Annotated in this window: 15 protein-coding genes and 2 pseudogenes; 12 read left to right on the top strand and 5 right to left on the bottom strand. The window is 45.1% G+C overall.

The annotated features are described in order from the left end of the window. The first annotated feature begins 161 nt into the window (after positions 1-161). From L5M49_RS10165 to L5M49_RS10175, 3 genes are all read left to right on the top strand, one after another. A complete protein-coding gene (locus L5M49_RS10165; RefSeq protein ID WP_131523458.1) occupies positions 162-998 on the top strand; it encodes a mechanosensitive ion channel family protein in 837 nt (278 codons plus the stop codon). A 118-nt stretch (positions 999-1,116) separates the two neighbouring features. Further along, positions 1,117-2,655 carry a tetratricopeptide repeat protein gene (locus L5M49_RS10170; protein ID WP_263265977.1) on the top strand — a complete coding sequence of 513 codons (1,539 nt, stop codon included), beginning with the start codon at positions 1,117-1,119 and terminating at the stop codon, positions 2,653-2,655. A gap of 231 nt (positions 2,656-2,886) precedes the next feature. Continuing rightward, entirely contained in the window at positions 2,887-3,663 is a 777-nt protein-coding gene (locus L5M49_RS10175; RefSeq protein WP_173247210.1) for a substrate-binding periplasmic protein, read from the top strand. 33 nt (positions 3,664-3,696) lie between these two features. On the opposite strand, the gene L5M49_RS10180 is transcribed toward L5M49_RS10175, so the two are convergent. After that, the gene (locus L5M49_RS10180) at positions 3,697-4,536 is read right to left on the bottom strand and encodes a LysR family transcriptional regulator (RefSeq protein WP_173496440.1); all 840 of its coding nucleotides are present in this window, start codon (positions 4,534-4,536) and stop codon (positions 3,697-3,699) included. 192 nt (positions 4,537-4,728) lie between these two features. On the opposite strand from L5M49_RS10180, the gene L5M49_RS10185 reads away from it, so the two are divergent. The 5 genes from L5M49_RS10185 to L5M49_RS10205 all read left to right on the top strand — a co-directional run bounded on the left by L5M49_RS10185 (position 4,729) and on the right by L5M49_RS10205 (position 11,105). After that, positions 4,729-5,460, top strand: coding sequence for an SDR family oxidoreductase (locus L5M49_RS10185; RefSeq protein ID WP_105251250.1), 732 nt, complete (start codon positions 4,729-4,731; stop codon positions 5,458-5,460). A gap of 481 nt (positions 5,461-5,941) precedes the next feature. Then, a complete protein-coding gene (locus L5M49_RS10190) occupies positions 5,942-6,271 on the top strand; it encodes a c-type cytochrome (protein ID WP_105251249.1) in 330 nt (109 codons plus the stop codon). A 190-nt stretch (positions 6,272-6,461) separates the two neighbouring features. Beyond that, the gene (locus L5M49_RS10195; protein WP_263265978.1) at positions 6,462-8,186 is read left to right on the top strand and encodes a DUF3373 domain-containing protein; all 1,725 of its coding nucleotides are present in this window, start codon (positions 6,462-6,464) and stop codon (positions 8,184-8,186) included. A 55-nt stretch (positions 8,187-8,241) separates the two neighbouring features. Beyond that, on the top strand, positions 8,242-9,630 hold the full coding sequence (locus L5M49_RS10200; protein WP_219255858.1) for a tetrathionate reductase family octaheme c-type cytochrome: 1,389 nt from the start codon (positions 8,242-8,244) through the stop codon (positions 9,628-9,630). A gap of 314 nt (positions 9,631-9,944) precedes the next feature. Then, a complete protein-coding gene (locus L5M49_RS10205; protein WP_263164304.1) occupies positions 9,945-11,105 on the top strand; it encodes a putative sulfate/molybdate transporter in 1,161 nt (386 codons plus the stop codon). A gap of 104 nt (positions 11,106-11,209) precedes the next feature. Here L5M49_RS10205 and L5M49_RS10210 read toward each other — a convergent pair whose 3' ends face one another. Genes L5M49_RS10210 through L5M49_RS10220 form a run of 3 tightly spaced genes read right to left on the bottom strand, consistent with a single transcriptional unit; the run spans position 11,210 to position 13,973 of the window. Next, positions 11,210-12,202 carry a polysaccharide deacetylase family protein gene (locus L5M49_RS10210; protein WP_263265979.1) on the bottom strand — a complete coding sequence of 331 codons (993 nt, stop codon included), beginning with the start codon at positions 12,200-12,202 and terminating at the stop codon, positions 11,210-11,212. Then, positions 12,199-12,837, bottom strand: coding sequence for an ester cyclase (locus tag L5M49_RS10215; RefSeq protein ID WP_263265980.1), 639 nt, complete (start codon positions 12,835-12,837; stop codon positions 12,199-12,201). Before L5M49_RS10215 ends, L5M49_RS10210 begins: the two co-directional genes overlap by 4 nt. After that, the gene (locus L5M49_RS10220) at positions 12,837-13,973 is read right to left on the bottom strand and encodes an alkene reductase (protein ID WP_131523468.1); all 1,137 of its coding nucleotides are present in this window, start codon (positions 13,971-13,973) and stop codon (positions 12,837-12,839) included. Before L5M49_RS10220 ends, L5M49_RS10215 begins: the two co-directional genes overlap by 1 nt. Positions 13,974-14,084: 111 nt before the next feature. Here L5M49_RS10220 and L5M49_RS10225 point away from each other — a divergent pair, with 111 nt between their 5' ends. The 3 genes from L5M49_RS10225 to L5M49_RS10235 all read left to right on the top strand — a co-directional run bounded on the left by L5M49_RS10225 (position 14,085) and on the right by L5M49_RS10235 (position 16,655). After that, complete coding sequence (locus L5M49_RS10225; RefSeq protein WP_071938732.1) at positions 14,085-14,996, top strand: LysR family transcriptional regulator; 912 nt, start codon at positions 14,085-14,087, stop codon at positions 14,994-14,996. A gap of 408 nt (positions 14,997-15,404) precedes the next feature. Then, positions 15,405-16,232, top strand: a complete 828-nt coding sequence (locus L5M49_RS10230) for a hypothetical protein (RefSeq protein ID WP_131523469.1) — start codon at positions 15,405-15,407, stop codon at positions 16,230-16,232. Between the two features lie 96 nt (positions 16,233-16,328). Then, a complete protein-coding gene (locus L5M49_RS10235; RefSeq protein ID WP_263183868.1) occupies positions 16,329-16,655 on the top strand; it encodes a hypothetical protein in 327 nt (108 codons plus the stop codon). A gap of 64 nt (positions 16,656-16,719) precedes the next feature. On the opposite strand, the pseudogene L5M49_RS10240 reads toward L5M49_RS10235, so the two are convergent. Then, positions 16,720-17,373: pseudogene (locus tag L5M49_RS10240) on the bottom strand (sensor histidine kinase); the annotation flags it as partial. Between the two features lie 103 nt (positions 17,374-17,476). Between L5M49_RS10240 and L5M49_RS10245 the strand changes: the two are divergent. Then, positions 17,477-17,617: pseudogene (locus L5M49_RS10245) on the top strand (IS4 family transposase); the annotation flags it as partial.

The raw sequence follows: 17,617 nt of genomic DNA on the forward strand, positions 1-17,617 counted from the left end.
GACTCCATTATTGGATAGGCGAACAGCATACCTGACTCCCCCTATCGACTCATTAAACCAACCACGATTACATGATACGCTTCACACATGAAGGGCGAAAAGTATTTGGTGAAATATCTACGCTATAATCGCACAGTTAATTTTATTACAAGGATATCATAATGATAACACCTGGACTCGATCAAGAATTGCAGCAACTACAAGGCGTTTATCAACTCATCACCGAGTTTTTAGTCACCTACAGCTTTCAACTCGTAGGTGCTTTGCTGATCTTTTTGTTAGGTTTATGGGTAGCCAGTAAAGTATCACGCTTAGTCGCTAAGCAATTCGACAAACACAATATCGATATCACCCTAAGCAATTTTGTCAGCAATCTTATCCGCATTTTGATCATAGTCATGGTCGGGATCATCGCCCTCGGCAAAATCGGCATCAGTATTACCCCTATGGTTGCGGCAATTGGTGCCGCCTCCCTCGGTGCAGGTTTAGCCTTACAAGGTATGCTAGCGAACTATGCCGCAGGCGTAACTATTATCGTCACCCGCCCTTTTGTAGTAGGGAATACTATCGAAATCAAAGGGGAAAGCGGCGTCGTTAAACGTATCCACTTAGGCATGACCATACTGACCAATGAGGAAGGTGAGCAAATCAGCATTCCTAATAAGCATATCGTCGGCGAAATCTTGCACAACTCCTTCAGCAATAAGCTAGTCGAAACCCAGTTCAATCTCAGTTACAACACAGATCCCGAACGAGCCATTAGTGTGATTACTGAGTTATTGAGCAATAATCCCTATGTTTATCAAGAGACCACACCTAATATTGGCATCAATGGTTTTAATGCTAATGGAATTGAAATGGGGGTTCGTTACTGGGTGCCCACACAAAGCTATTTTCAGCATAAATATAAGGTGAACCTTGCTCTTTATAACGCCCTTAAGCAGGCAGGAATCGAGATTGCCTGCCCCATTAGGGAGATCCATCTGCAAGATAAATAACGCTAATGCCCATGGGATTGGTAGGCTTAGTCGATCAGCCTAGCCCAAATTGTAAACTTGCATTCTTGTAAAAATTTACGTTTACTATACTCCCAAATATCAATAGTGATGGACTACTATGTTGTTGATACTCATAATTATTGCTTTTATTGTACTGTTTATTTTTTTCGCTAAATATCAAAAAAAACAAGTGCAAGCTAAAGCACTTGCCGCAGGTGATCCTACTGCGCTACTCAATCATGGCTTAACACTGATTAACCAAGGCGAAGTCAACTCTGGCCTAGATTATATTCAGCAGGCAGTCGATAAAGGCTTAGCCGTTGCCGCCATTGCTATGGCCGAACTTTATTCCGGTCGATTCCCACAAGTTCCCGCCGATCCCAAGGCATCTAACGATTGGTATAAAAAAGCCGCCGAAATAGAGCCTCAATATTTACCCATGCTCACACTACCTAATTTGCTCTCTTCTGAGTCGCAAACACTCGATGAGTTAATCGCACAGGCAGAACAGCTCAAACCTAATGCCGAAGCGGGGCAAGCCGAGTTTCAATATGAGCTTGCTTACTTGTATCTAAGCCAGCCCTTTCTCGATCCCGATGCTAGCCAAGCAATTTACTGGTTCGAAAAAGCCGCCGCACAAGAAAACCAAAGAGCCTATTACCATTTAGCCACACTCTACTGGCATGATGAGCGCGTCACTTCGGACTATATCAAAGCACGTGAATACTTTGAGAAATCCGCCGCCGCTGGTGATGAATTAGCAAAAGATGATCTAGGGCATATGCTTGCTGCAGGCCAAGGTGGACCTAAAGATTTAGCGCGTGCAGAGGCATTACTTAGCGAGCGCGCCGCAGACGATGATTTCCGCCAGTATTATCTTGGTAAACGTTTCCTCTACGGTGAAGATTTTGCTGTCGACTATGACAAGGCGCGCCATTGGTTAAGCCAATCTGTCGCTAGAGGTAATGACTTCGCTAAGATTGAATTTGCTCATCTTTTACTGAAAGCGCCACAAAATGAGAGTGATTACCAACAGGCTAAAATTGACTTTGAAGAATTCGCACTTAAGTGGAATGAAGACGCACTGCTAGGCTTAGGCAAGATTTATGAGCAAGGTTTAGGCGTGAGTCGCCAACCGATTAAAGCGTTAATGTATTACCAGCTCGCAGCCATGAGCAATAGAGCCGATCATCTAAAAGAATTAGCCAGATTCAGTCAGCAACTAGGTACCTTAGAGATAAGAGAGGCTGAGCGTCTACGTGACAGTTTCTTGCATCAGCATCCAATCCCCGCTGAGCAACAACAATATTTTTATTTCTATAAGGCTGAATCATTTTTAAGTGGTGAAAAACCCACTCAAGAGGCTCTACAAGCGGCAGAAGCTTGGTACGTCAAATCGGCAGAGCTAGGTCATGAAATTGCTATGCGGGAACTGGTCAATATTTACGGCGCAGAACAATTAAATAAACCTATACAAATGTTTATTTGGTCTAGTTTATTGCTACGTCATTTTGGTAAATACGGGATGAATAGCGCTCAACGACTCCATCAAAACACCGCAAAATCATGTTTAACCGAATCCGAACTTGCCTACGCCGAAACTCAAATTGAGGCTATTGAAACCCAATTAACGCCCTATCTTGAGTCGGATAGGTAAGTTTCCTAGCAGCGAATGAGCCCCAGAAAAGGTTTGGTCAGATTTAACAGGCCAAACCGTTTGGTTACAAAATAGAGTGAATTTATAATTACTTAAAAAGCACAGTGGATGTATAAGCACTACAATCAATTATTGACCAAACCTGCGCAGCTAAACGACTCAAAAATAAAACATAGTCAGGTTAACTGCCCAGCCCTAAATTAAAACTGACCATTTTAATAGGCAAGATGTATGAGGCTGATACTGATCATTGTCATTTCATGCTTATTTCTGCCCCAAGCAAGGGCAGAAACCTCTGCCGTTGTCTGGCAAGCACACTGCCGCGATAGGCATCCTGTTATTTATGTCGAAAATGGTGAGTGCAAAGGCCCAGGTGCAGCTGTCATCAATGAAGTCATCGCCCGCCTAGGTCACAAGATAAATTGGAGTAATGTGCCTTGGGCACGCACAATTAAAGTGGCAGAAATGGGACAAGTCGACCTAATCCCCGTCCATTCGATGACGCCAGAGCGCAACGATTTTCTAGACCCTATGCTACTGGGATACGACAAGCGCTACGTCTATTACTTTGCCCTTGCGAATAGACAACTTGAAGTCAAACATTTCGATGAACTAAAACCTCATATCATTGGCGCACTTAGAGGCGCTTTTTACTGTCCGCAGTTCAATGACAATCAAAACCAACTAAAAGTGTCTTTTGTTAATGATAACGGTCAGTTAATCAATATGTTGAAGGCTGAGCGTATCGATTTAGCCATCACCTCCGAACAGCATGAGATGCAATTTTTTGCCAAAGATCCCCAACTCAAACAGATGGCGTACGTAGATATCAGCAAAAATGGCCGCTATTTCAGTATTCCGCTCATGTCGCCGCAGCATCAATATGCCAAGCAAGTTCACCAGATAGTCGACGACATGCGCACCTCAGGTGAAATTACTCAACTATTTAAATCCTACGGCGTCGAGCCTCCACTTAATCTCACTGAATCGCCCTTAGCGACTCACTAATCTGAATGCTGATAACCCAAAACTAACTTGGAATTAATTCGGTCGAGCGGCTAAATGCCGTAACAAGGTCGCCAATGTTGGCGCAACTGCCTGATGGGAGGGATAACACAAACCAATACGACGGAACATTCTCGGACCATCAAATTTCACTTGCTTGAGCCTAGGCTCATCTTCAATCAAACCATCGGGTAAAAAACTCACGCCAAATCCGGCTAACACTAGCGACATCACTAGAGATTTTGACTCAGCCTTAGCGACCAAATTAAGCGACATATTGCTGCACGCCAATAAACCTATCGTTTGCTGATGGGCTTCACAGGGTGGGCACTCAATAAAGTCAAAGCCATTGAGCTGCTCGGGGCGTAGGCTATCTACTTGGGCGAGGGTATGATCCTTGGGGACGCAGAGCACATAATCCTCCTCCCACAGCGGAAAAAATACTTCATCTTCATGGCGCAAGCTGTCGATGCTTAAACGGCAATCTGCAGGGCTTTGATAGTCCACCAGTTCAAGATCTAACTTATCAATGGCTTGATTCACCTGTTGTAAAAATCCTGCCAAACGCCGCTGGCTTAAGTCTGGCATCACAGCCAAACGTAGCTTTTGCCGGCTTGCCTTCGCCATAAACAAGCCTGGTAACTTACTCGCCTCCTCGACTAATTTAACCGCCAAAGGGTATAGATAGTGCGCGCTGTCCAAAGGTTTAACGCCTTTTTTGCTGCGCTCAAATAACTGACCACCAAGCTCTTCTTCGAGTTGCTTTAACCCAGCAGACAGTGAAGGCTGGCTCACAAAGCAACGGTTAGCCGCCGAGGTAATATTGTTCTCTTCAAAAATTGCGATAAAGAAACGCAGCAAACGCAAATCGACCATTTAATCTTCTCCGACAACCGACGAGTTCAGCACAAAGTTTCAACAATAGTGCCATAGGCTGAGCCTATCATATCCAGCTGGAATAAGTATTTTTCGACTGAAAATCCCCAGCCTATACTGGTCAACAAGTTCAAGACGCCGAACAACAGTTTGTTTACGGCTTACATTGGCTCCAATTAATAGGAAATACTAATGAATCAAGTTACTAAATCACTGGTTGTCATCACAGGCGCTTCATCGGGTATTGGCGCCGCTATGGCTAAAAGCTTTAGCGCTGCAGGCCACCCGCTGCTATTACTGGCACGCCGAGTTGAAGCAATGCAAGCGCTTGAATTACCAAACAGCCTTTCTATCAGCGTCGATGTCACCGACGGTGCAGCTATTAAAACAGCCATAACCCAAGCAGAAGCACAATTTGGCCCGGTCGGCTGTCTTATCAATAACGCGGGAATCATGCTACTAGGCCAAATCGATGTGCAAGATCCCAATGAATGGAGCCGCATGCTCAATATCAATGTGATGGGCGTGCTTAATGGTATTCATGCGGTATTAGCCGACATGAAAGCTCGCAAAACTGGCACTATCATTAATGTCAGCTCTGTGGCGGGGCGTAAAACCTTTCCAAACCACGCCGCTTACTGCGCCACTAAATTTGCCGTGCACGCCTTAACAGAAAACATTCGTGAAGAAGTCGCCATGGATGACGTACGCCTTATCACTATCGCCCCCGGCGCAGTAGAAACCGAGTTGTTGAGCCATACCACCAGCGATGACATTAAAGCGGGTTACCATGACTGGAAAGAAGAAATGGGCGGCGTTATCGCCCCTGAAAACGTCGCCGCTGCTGCACTGTTTGCATGGCAACAACCGCAAAATGTGTGCGTACGCGAAATCGTTCTAGCACCAACTCGCCAGCAACCTTAATCCGTTCTGAGTCTACTTTTATCTAAGTTATCTTGCTTCGAAAGACAACCAAACCTATCCCCAAAATCAATAATGCCAGAGTCAACTCTGGCATTATTTACTTCCCAATAATGCCTGCCAAACAGCTGCTAAGTTTCAACATCACTACTTTAGTGAGTGCATATTTTACAAAGTGTTAGCTTAATCACAGTCCATTTTTTGTGCTTTAGGCGCAAAACTCGAAACTCAAAGTTATCAGAGCTAATTTAGCACGTAGACTAGTTGATTGTTTTTAAATAAGAAAAAAATAATCATACCGCTCTATAACATCATCAATTAGATTTTTATCAATGAACTTTTTATCAATTAGATTTTTTTAATGAAAGTGATATACCTCAAATTTACACACCGTAGGATTTGATAAATTAATTTACAAAGTGGAATCAATAAAAACACTTAACCAACAAATAAATGTAAATGATCACAAAAAGTAAGGAATGAGATGATGAAAACGTCAACTAAGATAGCAATTGCCATGGCAGTGATCGGCAGCTTGAGTATTAATGCGTATGCCGCAGAGGGAGGTAATCCAAAGAAAGGTAAACATTTGTACAAAAAAGAATGCAAAGCCTGCCATAGCCAAGGCGGTGAAGGTGGTGAACTCACGCCAATGGCCAAAACGATGAGCCAGTGGGATCGCTTCTTTGATAAAGATAAGCACAAATTCAAACCAGAGGTATTCAATGGCCTCTCGGAGCAAGACCTCAAGGATATACAGCAATTTTTGTATGACCACGCCGCCGACTCGGACCAACCCCAAACCTGCGGTTGATCTCTGCCAACGTTATGGCCTAAGACAATGGTAGAGAGCCCCCTGCAACTGCTCACTAAAACATTGAATTAAAAATTAAAAACCCAATTCGAGAAAAATGGGGAACACACCTCAGGGACTCCTATTGGGTAAATTTGGCGAAATGCACTTAGCGCAATCATGCCAACAGAACAACTCTGGGAGAAACCTTATGCGTACTCTTATCTCAATCCTCGTTGCCAATGCCTTGTTTATGTCAGGCCAATCTTTTGCTACACCTAATGATGTGCAACAGGAAAATCAAAAAATTACCGAGTTAAAACAGAAGCTTGCCGATATTACCGAGCAATTGGATGATCTCAATAATCGCGTCGACAAAACCGAGCGGCACACATCGTTAGACCGCCTTGAAATTACAGGTGATTTCCGCACTAAAGCTCATTCACTACATTACCGCGATGTTGTCTGGAATCCTGCCATCAAAGTCAATTTCAACGACTTTGGTGCCAAAGCCATGTCCGGCGCTTTCGGTATGCCCAACGATCTCAACTCCCCACTAGGGAAAATGATGCAAGCTAATCCAGACCTTGCTGCAGCCTTCCAAAATGGCATGTTACAGGGCGTGATGCCCTATGTGCTCGCGCCCAAAAGTGTACAGGACATAGATAACGATATTTTTTACACCACTCGCCTGCGGTTAAATCTGAAAGCTAAGGTATGGGATAACGTCAGCTTTGCTGGCCGCCTCAGTATGTATAAAAACTGGGGTGATTCTACCGGAGTTCAAGTATTTGATTCTTGGCGGTCTTTCACTATGGATGGTACCAGTAGCGGCAATACCAGTGGTGACTGGCTGCGGGTTGAACGCGCCTATTTCGATTGGAAAAACATTAATGGATCAGAGTTTTATCTTTCCATAGGTCGTCGCCCTTCCACCTATGGTCCACCCAGCCACTACCGCGAGAATGAAATGCGTGGCGGCACACCTTCAGGACATTTAGTCAACTTCAACTTCGATGGCGCCACCTTAGGCTACAACCTAGGTGAAATCACAGGTATCGAAGGCCAAGTCGTCCGTTTCTGTTACGGCCAAGGCTTTGAATCACAATGGGGAAATGGCGAAATGTTTGGTGATATTGTCACCAAGGATACTCACCTTGGCGGCTTTAATATCGATGCGATCAACGATGGCGCTAACTTCCTGCAATTTACCCTGTTTGGTGCCAAAGACGTGAACGACGGCTTTAAAGGCACCATGGCCTTCCCTACCCAACTGGCAGGGATTTTTGCCCCCACCATGTACCAAGATATGCAAAAGTTCGACAACTTTAACTTTGTCACCCGAGTGCAACCTAGCGGCGTAATTGGTGATATGTACCTCGGCGGTATTGGCTTTGCGCGTGAAGAAGCTAACGATATCAAATGGTTTGCCTCACTAGGCTGGACACGCGCCGAGCCTAATGGCAATGCTGGCATGTTTGGCGGCATGTTATCCGATGCCATATTTGAAGCCGAGCTAAACAGCACTGGTACTGAGATTATTATGGTGCCAAAAACCAGTGACGATACCGAAGCCAAAGACGGTTATGGTATTTATGTCGGCGTACAAATTCCAGCTCCATACGGCAAATTGGGTCTGGAATATAACTATGGCTCCGAATATTGGACGCCTTTTACCCAAGCACAGGATGACCCTATTGGTAGTAAGTTAGCTACCCGAGGACATGTAGCAGAAGCCTATTACATCTTTGATATTAACCCCAAAATGTTTATCAAACTTGCTGGCCTCTATTACGACTACGAGTACACAGGCAGCGGTACACCTGTGGGTGCTCCACAAAAAATCGACGATGTGCTAGCTGGCTCTGCTTATTCCATGTTGCCAGTGGTTGATACCGCGTTTGATGTCAACGCCTCACTCACCATCAACTTCTAATCCGTCATTGATAACAACTATCAGCCCTCGGTTACATCGAGAGCGGGAGTACAAAATGAATAAGCTCATCCTCATTGCCTTAGCGGGCATGACATTAAATGCCTACGCCGCTAATCCCCATAAAGAGGCACTTAAAGGCCCGTTTACCACAGGCTCACAGGTGACCACACAATGTTTAGTCTGCCATGAAAATCAAGCGACTGACGTGATGAAAACCTCCCATTGGACTTGGGAGTTAGAACAAAAACTTCCCGATAGGACAGTCGTAAGAGGTAAGAAAAACAGCATTAATAACTTCTGCGTTGCCATTTCCAGCAATGAACCCCGCTGTACCAGTTGTCACGCGGGTTATGGTTGGAAAGACAGTAACTTTGACTTTAAAGATAAAACCAAAGTCGACTGCCTAGTTTGTCACGACACCACAGGAACTTATGTTAAAGATCCCGCTGGCGCAGGTGAACCTATGGCAAAACTCGATCTGACTAAAATAGCTCAAAACGTTGGCGAACCTGTACGGGATAACTGCGGTAGTTGCCACTTCTATGGTGGCGGTGGTGACGCGGTAAAACATGGGGACTTAGACTCATCCATGTCTTATCCAGACAAAGCGACGGATGTGCATATGGATAGCGACGGTAATGACTTTCAATGTCAGAACTGCCACACCACTGAGAAACACATGATCTCAGGTAATGCTATGGGGGTTTCACCCGGTGGTGTCGACCATATTGGCTGTGAAAACTGCCACGAATCAGCGCCACACGCGAACAAAAAACTCAATACTCATACAGCGGCAGTTGCCTGTCAAACCTGTCATATTCCGTATTTTGCTAAAAACGAACCGACAAAAATGCGCTGGGACTGGTCAACGGCTGGAGATGATAAAAAAGAAACACTCGACCAATATGGTAAGCATACCTACCAAAAGAAAAAAGGAGATTTTGTTTGGGAAAAAATGGTCAAACCCCAATACGCTTGGTACAACGGCACAGCCAATGCTTATATGGCAGGTGATAAAATGGATCCGAGTACAGTCACTAAATTGACCTATCCCATTGGCGATATAAATGATGCCAAAGCAAAAATCTATCCTTTCAAAGTGCACACGGGTAAACAGATTTACGATAAAAAACTCAATATTTTTATCACACCGAAAACCTATGGCAAAGGGGGATTCTGGAGCGAGTTTGATTGGAACTTAGCGGCAAAACTAGGAATGGAAGCGAACACGACTATGCTTGAGAAAGGTATCAAATACAGTGGTGAATATGACTTTGCAGCCACTGAAATGTGGTGGCGGATAAACCATATGGTGTCACCCAAGGAGCAAGCATTAAATTGTAACGACTGCCATAACAAAGGCACAAGACTCGATTGGCAAGCCCTAGGTTATCAAGGTGACCCGATGAAAAATAAACAAGGGCCAAAACACAAACAGCCTTGATTGAATCGTTCACTGATTTGAGCATCACAGATATCTTACTTTTAGTAAGGCATCGAAGTGAACACAACTGATGAACCAAATCGAGTTCCCGGTAATACCCTTTGAGATCTTAGTTTTTACTAAGATCTCTTTTTTTATTATCTTGTTACTCTCACCCAAAAAGACAATTAGACTCAGCCATTCTTCGGCCTTGCCCCAGTTTGTCTCATTGAGTGACTCAATACGGTAGTTTGACTCTGTTTACCCCCCAAATCATCTGATTTTTATGGCATTTATTTTGCGTAGTCATAGCGTGTTCAATTACGGCAATCAGTATGACCTCGGGCAAAATTTCCCAAACAGTATCCAATCCTTCATTCAACCGTTTACTCGGTGAAACCAGTGGCGCTTTTGCCGACTTAGGCACTTTTTTACCTTTAGTACTAGGGCTAATTGCCCTCAATCAATTTTCGCCCCAAGGGATATTTTTGGGGTTTGGTCTATTCGCTATTCTCAGCGCGCTGTTTTACCGTCGCCCGATTCCGGTACAACCGATGAAAGTCATCGCTGCACTGGTGATCGCTCAGGGCTTAACCCCAGGCATGTTGCAGGCAAGCGCCATGTTAATGGGCATTATCCTGTTAATTCTCGCCTTTAGCGGCGCCATCACTTGGTTAGCCAAACAGTTATCCCAAGCTGTGAGTGTTGGCATTCAACTCGCCATAGGTCTGCAACTGATGTGGATGGGCACTAAGATGATGAGTGAATTTTGGCTGGTTGGCGTGGGGGCATTTGTACTGTTATTTATCAGTAAATTTTTGCCGCTGCGTTACCTTGCCATGCCCTTAGTCATAGCAGCGGGGATGATTTGGCAAGCAAGTACACAAACTAATTTAGCCACTAACTTTGATATTCAAGCAGTGACAGCGCCATTTCAATTGGCTTGGCCGACATCAGTTGAATGGACCTCTGCCGCCCTTTTGTTGGTTTTGCCACAACTGGCATTAACTTTAACCAATGCGGTCATTGCCACGTCAGTAATGGCGCAGGAGAAATTCCCTGAAGATGCCGCCAAACTCACACCCAAAAACTTCGCCATTAGCTCAGGTCTTGCCAACTTATTGCTCGCGCCCTTTGGTGCCTCGGCCATGTGCCACGGTGCGGGCGGACTTGCGGTGCAATACCATTTTGGTGCTCGCACTTATCTGGCGCCGTTAATTTTTGGCAGTACGTGCTTAATGATAGCCCTGTGCTGGGGTACTAATATCGCTTGGCTATTAAGCCTTATTCCTATGGCAATCCTCGGCAGTTTACTGACCACTGCGGGGCTGCAATTAGCATGGTCGAAACGCTTAATCGATGGTAAGCCCTTCTGTATCTTTGTGATTTTATCAACCGCTGTGACTTGCCTCGCTATAAACGCCGCTGCGGGACTTGCCGTGGGGATAATTCTGGAGCAGGGTCGCCGCACTTGGGCCATGTTGGCCATGCGTTAATCACTTTCGACTCGCAGTAATAAGGGTTCCCAAAAACAAAAAGCGCGTTAAACAACGCGCTTTTTGTTAACCATTAAAACCTCTTCCAACAAAGCTACAGCAGGCTAAAATGTTCTTGCAGGATTGGTCGGTGTGTCCTTTTGCGCCAGCGCCCACTTAGCAATAGCATCTTTACGCATAAAGCCTACATTGGTGTGATCTTTAGCGTACTGAATAAACTTATCTAAAGCGGTCACAAGTCCAGGAGCGCCACCAATACGGTCATGCACACTGATCGACATCATCCGTCGCTGCGTCGAACCTTCTTGATAGAGCATATCGAACTCATCCTTTAGTTCCTGTAAAAAGGCCGTGGCCGTCATAGCAGTGTTGCCACCAAAACGTCCGATATCATTGTTACGTAAAGTGTAAGGCACAACCGCAAAAGGCTTATTTCCTACTGGGATAATTGAAGGTTCGTCCCGCGATAGGTCATCGATGTGATAAATAAAACCTAAGTCCTGCAAAATATTGAGGGTTTGAGTGCTGTGGCGCATCCAAAAGGCATTAAAACCTAAGGGGCGCTGACCTGTGATCCTTTGCAGCGTCTCAATACTCGCCACATAGGAGGCGCGTTCCTCTGCTGGCGACATGCTGTATTGTGGCGTCCACGTTTGTCCGTGACCCGAAATCTCATGCCCCTCATCTGCAACTTGTTTGGCAAGTTGAGGATGTAGCTCGGCGGCGCGCCCAACCATGTGAGAAGTCACCTTGATATTGTGCTTACGCCACAAGCGCAGCAGCCTTGGAATGCCTTCGTTCATACCGTAATCGTACCAAGTCGGGGTGATGGTATCTGGGTAGCCCTTTTCCATCGGCGGAAACGGCCCTTCGGCATTTTTATCTTGAGCACCTGCTTCAAACTGCATTGAGATTGAAATCACTAACTGCTCACCACTTGGCCAAAATATTTTGTTCATACCATTGCCACCTGAACTTTTGGAGTCATTTTCTAAGGTATCTAATGATGGTAAACCAATAGCAAGCGCCGTTTGGCTTAGGCCGAACCCAGCAGCGATGGCGCCACCTGCCATTAAAAATCGTCGACGTTGATTCATGATTGAGTCCCTGCAGCTAATTGAGAAAATAGCGTTTGATAATCTTCGAGGTGCCAGTTATCTGTGATGAAACCATCCCGTACTCGATACATGTCAACAGCACGAAAATCGATTTTCTGCCCTTGGCCTTGTTGCTCACCAAAGAAACCAGTAAAGCGGCCATTAAAACGCAGACGTACCACTGCACGATCGCCAACGACTAGCAAATGCTCAACTGAAACAGAGAGATCGGGGACCGCCGCCCTAAATGCCTTTGAGGCTTCGAGTGGACCCGTGATTCCCTGTGCGCGGCCAGCGGGCAGAGTACGGTCGATAAAACCAGTCGCCAATGCGCCGTGGGCAAAACTTGCATCGCCCGAGTTCCAAAAACTGGCATATAACAAAGCGGCGCGGGCGATAGCCAGTGCCTGCGGTGATTCATCAGAAATCGTTTCCATTGCCGCCACTTTTGGCACTAACGCCGCTCGCACTTTAGCACTATCCTGTGTTGTTGCCCCTTGAGCGGCTAACGCATCCATGCTCAGACTTGCTAAGCTAAAACCCACAATAGCGATACCTATAAAGCCTGAAAACCATAGACTTAAGCTGAGCCAAGCGGGTAAGCGCTGAACATACAAAGTGTTAACCCGATCCATTATGCCACCTCATCGTCAGCGGATCGGATGACGGCTCTCAATGCTTCGTTGTGTGTAGGATAATCGGTATAACCCGCAGCACTACCGCCAAACAAGGGCCCTTTGTCGAATGCAGATAAAGGCAATTGATGCATTAAACGGTAAGGCAAATCAGGATTCGCAATAAAAGGTCGACCGAAGGCAACTAAGTCCGCATAACCGTTATCAATCACTTCATTGGCACGCGCCACATCATAGCGACCCGCAACAATAATGCTGCCCTTAAAGACTCTGCGCAGCTCGACTCTAAAGGATTCTGGCACCTGCGGCGCATCATCCCAATCCGCCTCAGAAAGATGTAAATATGCCACGCCCAATGCCGATAAATGCTTAGCCGCTAACAGAATAGTGTCTACAATTTCAGGACACGCCATATCTTTAAACGTCACGTAAGGGGCGAGGCGAACCCCGACTTTATTGGCACCAATTTTCGCACTCACGGCTTGGACAATTTCGAGTAAAAAACGAATGCGATTTTCCTGAGAACCGCCGTAGGCATCAGTTCTGTGGTTTGAATTGGTGCGTAAAAACTGGTCAATCAGATAACCATTGCCGCCGTGAATTTCGATGCCATCAAAACCCGCCACAACCGCATTCACTCCCGCCTGTGCAAAATCGGCCACAACGCGGTCGATATCCGCTTGCACCATAGCCTTAGGTTCTGGGCAATCCACCATTTGCCCTTCAGGATGCGCTTCATCCACAATCCATACTTTAGTGCCAACGGGCGCAATAGCTGATGGCGCAATCGGGGCATTACCCTGCTGAAAAATCGGGTGCGATACACGGCCAACATGCCAAATTTGATTGAAGATTTTACCACCAGCCAGATGCACCGCCGCTGTGACTTTTTTCCAGCCCTCAATTTGCTCAGCGGTATACACGCCCGGCGTAAATGAATAGCCTTGACTGTCATCGGAGATTTGTGTCGCTTCTGTGATGATTAACCCCGCCGAGGCGCGCTGGGCATAATATTGCGCCATCAGATCATTAGGAATATTACCTGGCTGCGTAGTACGCGCCCGAGTCATAGGGGCCATCACGATGCGATTGTTTAATGCCAGTGACGCTAATTTGTAAGACATGAATAGACTCATACACACTCCGAACCAGAAATTAAGATGAAACATCAGTGGTGCAATTGTGCATTAGTTAATCTATATTGATAATCAGGCTATTATTAAAATCATTTTCAAAAATAATTTGATATGTATCATTTAAACGATCTGCAATTAGCGCTGCGTATCGCAGCCTTAGAAAGTCTCTCGGCAGCCAGTAAAGAAATAGGCATGACGCCGGCAGCGGCAAGTGCCGCGCTGCAAAGATTAGAGAAAAAGCTAGGATGTCAGCTATTTGCTCGCTCGACGCGGCGCTTACAGCTCACAGAAGAAGGGCGGATCTTTCTCGATTCGGCGAAACCCGCACTGGCGATTCTCGAAACCGCCAGCGCCAATTTAGCCGAACACAGGGGTGAGCTTAAGGGCGAAGTACGCCTCGCGTTACCTTCGGATATTGGTCGCAGCCAGATCCGTGCTTGGCTCGATGAATTGATGGACAGCGCCCCAGAACTGACAGTGCAGCTGTATTTTGGCGATCATATGACAGACTTAATCGACCAAAATATCCATTTGGCTTTGCGCTATGGTCAACTTGACGACTCAAACCTTAAAAGGCGTCAGCTCGCCATGACCCCAAGGGTACTGGTCGCCTCACCCGCTTATCTGGCACAACACGGCACACCAAGCACGCTAAATGAACTTAGCCAACACGCAGTACTGATCTTAAATCGCGGCGGTGAGCCATGGCAAAAATGGAAGTTAAGTCATAACGGCGCACCCGTTGAAATCGAAGTCAGGGGCCAACGTTTCTGTAACGATGGCGCAGTGATCCGCGACTGGGCACTATCTGGTCGTGGGATTGCCTATAAGAGCTGGCTCGATGTGGCGCAAGATGTAACCGAAGGCAGACTCCACTTAGTGCTAGCCGATAAAATAGCCCCACCGATCCCACTGCAATTGGTATACCTACAAACCGATTATCCCAGCCATAAGATCCGTCGCACCATAGAGTTTTTAGTAGAAAAGCTCAGCCAGTTCTCCCAAAACTATCCACTGCCCTAAATTAAAAACGTCCAAAGTATCCTAATAGAAAACCATGATAAACAAGTGGTCATGTGAAGAAAATAACCACCATCAAGTCGTTGCTAGATGATAGAAAACTAAAAGTAAATATGCCTTATAGGTTTAATGTCGTTGAGATGATGTAGTACCTGTGTCAACCAAAATGTAAGGCCAGAATACTCGAAATCAACGTCACTAATAATGCAAAAGTAATGATAAAGCTAAAACGATATCAAGCAATTACCACCAAAGTTGTATAAAAACCACTACCCTGTCAAAGCAAATTCCTATAGCATCATTCACACCAATTAACATCGTCGTAGTAGCCAAGTCGAACAAGTGATTTATGTCTCGCAAACAACGCTACACATTAATACTCAGACGTTAAGTGAAAGCATTAATTCGAATATGGATAAGAAAGCGAAGAAAATATTATTCTCCACCTACTGGAAAAATGGATGGATAGACTCAAAAGATAGACTCTTATCTGATGGAGATTTTGAGTACGCAAAGTCACAAGGATTGATGTTTGATCCGATTTCGATTTCTCATGATGACTGCATAGATACCATTGCAAAAGTAGTAAAAACAATATCCGGAGCACAAATTGCTAAAGGTTTTTTAAGTAGCCTGACAACTCGCCGCTTAGACTTAAGATCTTCTTTATCATCCTATTCAATTGCCAAAAATATCCCGGAGCATAAATATACACCCGTTATATCCGGCACTTCATATTCCGACGGAAAACCAACTTCACACTCCTACACCTGCGGTGTATGCCGAGACAGCAAATACGGGATAAGGGGCAGTCACAACTATAACAACACAGATATAAACGTATTGAATTTCGAGCGTATCAAATGGGGTGGTGTCCGTCATGGCGATATTTTATATACATATTTTGACTTAAACCAATTTATAAATACGGATATCCCTGACCCAACTGATGAAGACTTAAATTGTTTCAAAGAAATATTAAGCACTATCGAAAGTTCGGAACCTACTGATTATCCAAGTGCCCTTGAAAAAAGATTGGCTAAGGTCGTAAAGTCCAGTAAAGCAGAAAGGCAGGTATTAATAGAGATTTTAGCCAGTATTGGAGTGTTACGACCAAGGAGCTACAATCGCCCTTCTAAAGGCAAAAATGACTGGGTGTTCGCTGAGTATTGGCGAGGTGAAGATAAATACTGCCATAAAACTGTCGATGAATATTTTGGTAAATATCTACAGTTATGAATGAAGTGGATCAGAGATCAAGCGATGGCTTTTCCCCCCAAAAACTAACCGCAAATAAGGCGCGGGAATGACTCGCTGTATCACAAAAGGTGCGTAATGCGTTTAGAATTAACTCTCAAGAACATGTTGGATAAAATTGAATCTTTAGATTGGAAGTTGGATGTATATATACCTTCTAATAAAGAAATTAATGACTCGATATTATGTCTTGTACTTGACGATGACACAGAAGAAGATCGTGGTAGTGATGATGAACCAATTTACCCAACATCTATTGGTTATAAAAGCTTCTTAAGTATGTCAGATTTGCAAAGTATTAAGAGTAATTTGCTGCAACAAAATTCTGAAGCTGGGCTAAATGAATTAATTAGTGCAGCAAAATATTATTATGAAAATGATGCTTTTATTAATATTAACCGCTAACCAATAAAGGCTGTCGGATGCTCCGCTAATGCGCACATTAAGGGTTACTCATAAGTGTATAACCCTATCCCTTGGGAAGCACGACTGTCACCACACAGCCCTGTTGCCAAGGGAGTAACGCTTGCGTGGATTGCTGACAGTTTTCGATTTGAATGCTGCCGTGATGGCGGGTGACCACATCCTTACAGATGGCTAAGCCAAGCCCTAATCCCGCATCTTTGGTTGAGGCAAAAGATGCCATCAACTCACTCGCCTGCCCCTGTAGCCCTTCGCCATTATCAATAACTAACACTTTGATTTCATTTGGATGATAATAAATATCGATCCATAATTGGCGCACACGATTATCGCCGCAGGTTTCTAACGCATCTAAGCTATTTTTTACTAAATTGACCCACATTTGACTTAAACCAACGCTATCGCCCATCAGTTCAAAGGGCTCACCCTGCACTCGCACATTCACTTGTACATTCGCTCGGTCTAGCTCGCGCCGCAACAGAGCTAAAGCTTCTTTCACCACTGGCACTATATCTAAAGGTTCGGTCTTTGCCTGACGCCGCTTGAGTAAACCGCGAATACGATGCACAACCGCTCCAGCGCGAATCGACTGCGCATTAATTTTACCGAGTACATCATAGAGTTCAGGATTATCTTGCCCAAGCCTTTCCAGTTGCAACATGGCACCTTCGCTGTATTGGGTAATGGCGGCTATGGGCTGAAGAATCCCCTGATGATTTACAAATAAATCATCAAATTAGGGTGGAAGCGCATCTTGTTGCATGATCAAATGGTTTCGCTAAAAACTACACTTGGACAACAAGATGCGCGAAGCCAATATCCTACAACATTCTTTACACCAATACTGCCCAGAACTTCACCTAAAACGATTAAACAGCTTGATGCTGGCCTCTAAGGCACTGATTGAATGTAAGACACTGACCTTGACTGAGTTAGGTCGAAAT

It is taken from the genome of Shewanella sp. SM74 (assembly GCF_025653725.1).
Taxonomy (GTDB): Bacteria; Pseudomonadota; Gammaproteobacteria; order Enterobacterales; family Shewanellaceae; genus Shewanella; species Shewanella oncorhynchi.

Excerpts from the sequence above, each read along its gene's own strand:
- L5M49_RS10185 (WP_105251250.1), top strand. The coding sequence starts at position 4,729 with ATGAATCAAGTTACTAAATCACTGGTTGTCATCACAGGCGCTTCATCG.
- L5M49_RS10170 (WP_263265977.1), top strand. The coding sequence starts at position 1,117 with ATGTTGTTGATACTCATAATTATTGCTTTTATTGTACTGTTTATTTTT.
- L5M49_RS10225 (WP_071938732.1), top strand. The coding sequence starts at position 14,085 with ATGTATCATTTAAACGATCTGCAATTAGCGCTGCGTATCGCAGCCTTA.
- L5M49_RS10220 (WP_131523468.1), bottom strand. The coding sequence starts at position 13,973 with ATGAGTCTATTCATGTCTTACAAATTAGCGTCACTGGCATTAAACAAT.
- L5M49_RS10175 (WP_173247210.1), top strand. The coding sequence starts at position 2,887 with ATGAGGCTGATACTGATCATTGTCATTTCATGCTTATTTCTGCCCCAA.
- L5M49_RS10165 (WP_131523458.1), top strand. The coding sequence starts at position 162 with ATGATAACACCTGGACTCGATCAAGAATTGCAGCAACTACAAGGCGTT.
- L5M49_RS10190 (WP_105251249.1), top strand. The coding sequence starts at position 5,942 with ATGATGAAAACGTCAACTAAGATAGCAATTGCCATGGCAGTGATCGGC.
- L5M49_RS10210 (WP_263265979.1), bottom strand. The coding sequence starts at position 12,202 with ATGAATCAACGTCGACGATTTTTAATGGCAGGTGGCGCCATCGCTGCT.
- L5M49_RS10230 (WP_131523469.1), top strand. The coding sequence starts at position 15,405 with ATGGATAAGAAAGCGAAGAAAATATTATTCTCCACCTACTGGAAAAAT.
- L5M49_RS10195 (WP_263265978.1), top strand. The coding sequence starts at position 6,462 with ATGCGTACTCTTATCTCAATCCTCGTTGCCAATGCCTTGTTTATGTCA.
- L5M49_RS10200 (WP_219255858.1), top strand. The coding sequence starts at position 8,242 with ATGAATAAGCTCATCCTCATTGCCTTAGCGGGCATGACATTAAATGCC.
- L5M49_RS10215 (WP_263265980.1), bottom strand. The coding sequence starts at position 12,837 with ATGGATCGGGTTAACACTTTGTATGTTCAGCGCTTACCCGCTTGGCTC.
- L5M49_RS10180 (WP_173496440.1), bottom strand. The coding sequence starts at position 4,536 with ATGGTCGATTTGCGTTTGCTGCGTTTCTTTATCGCAATTTTTGAAGAG.
- L5M49_RS10235 (WP_263183868.1), top strand. The coding sequence starts at position 16,329 with ATGCGTTTAGAATTAACTCTCAAGAACATGTTGGATAAAATTGAATCT.
- L5M49_RS10205 (WP_263164304.1), top strand. The coding sequence starts at position 9,945 with ATGACCTCGGGCAAAATTTCCCAAACAGTATCCAATCCTTCATTCAAC.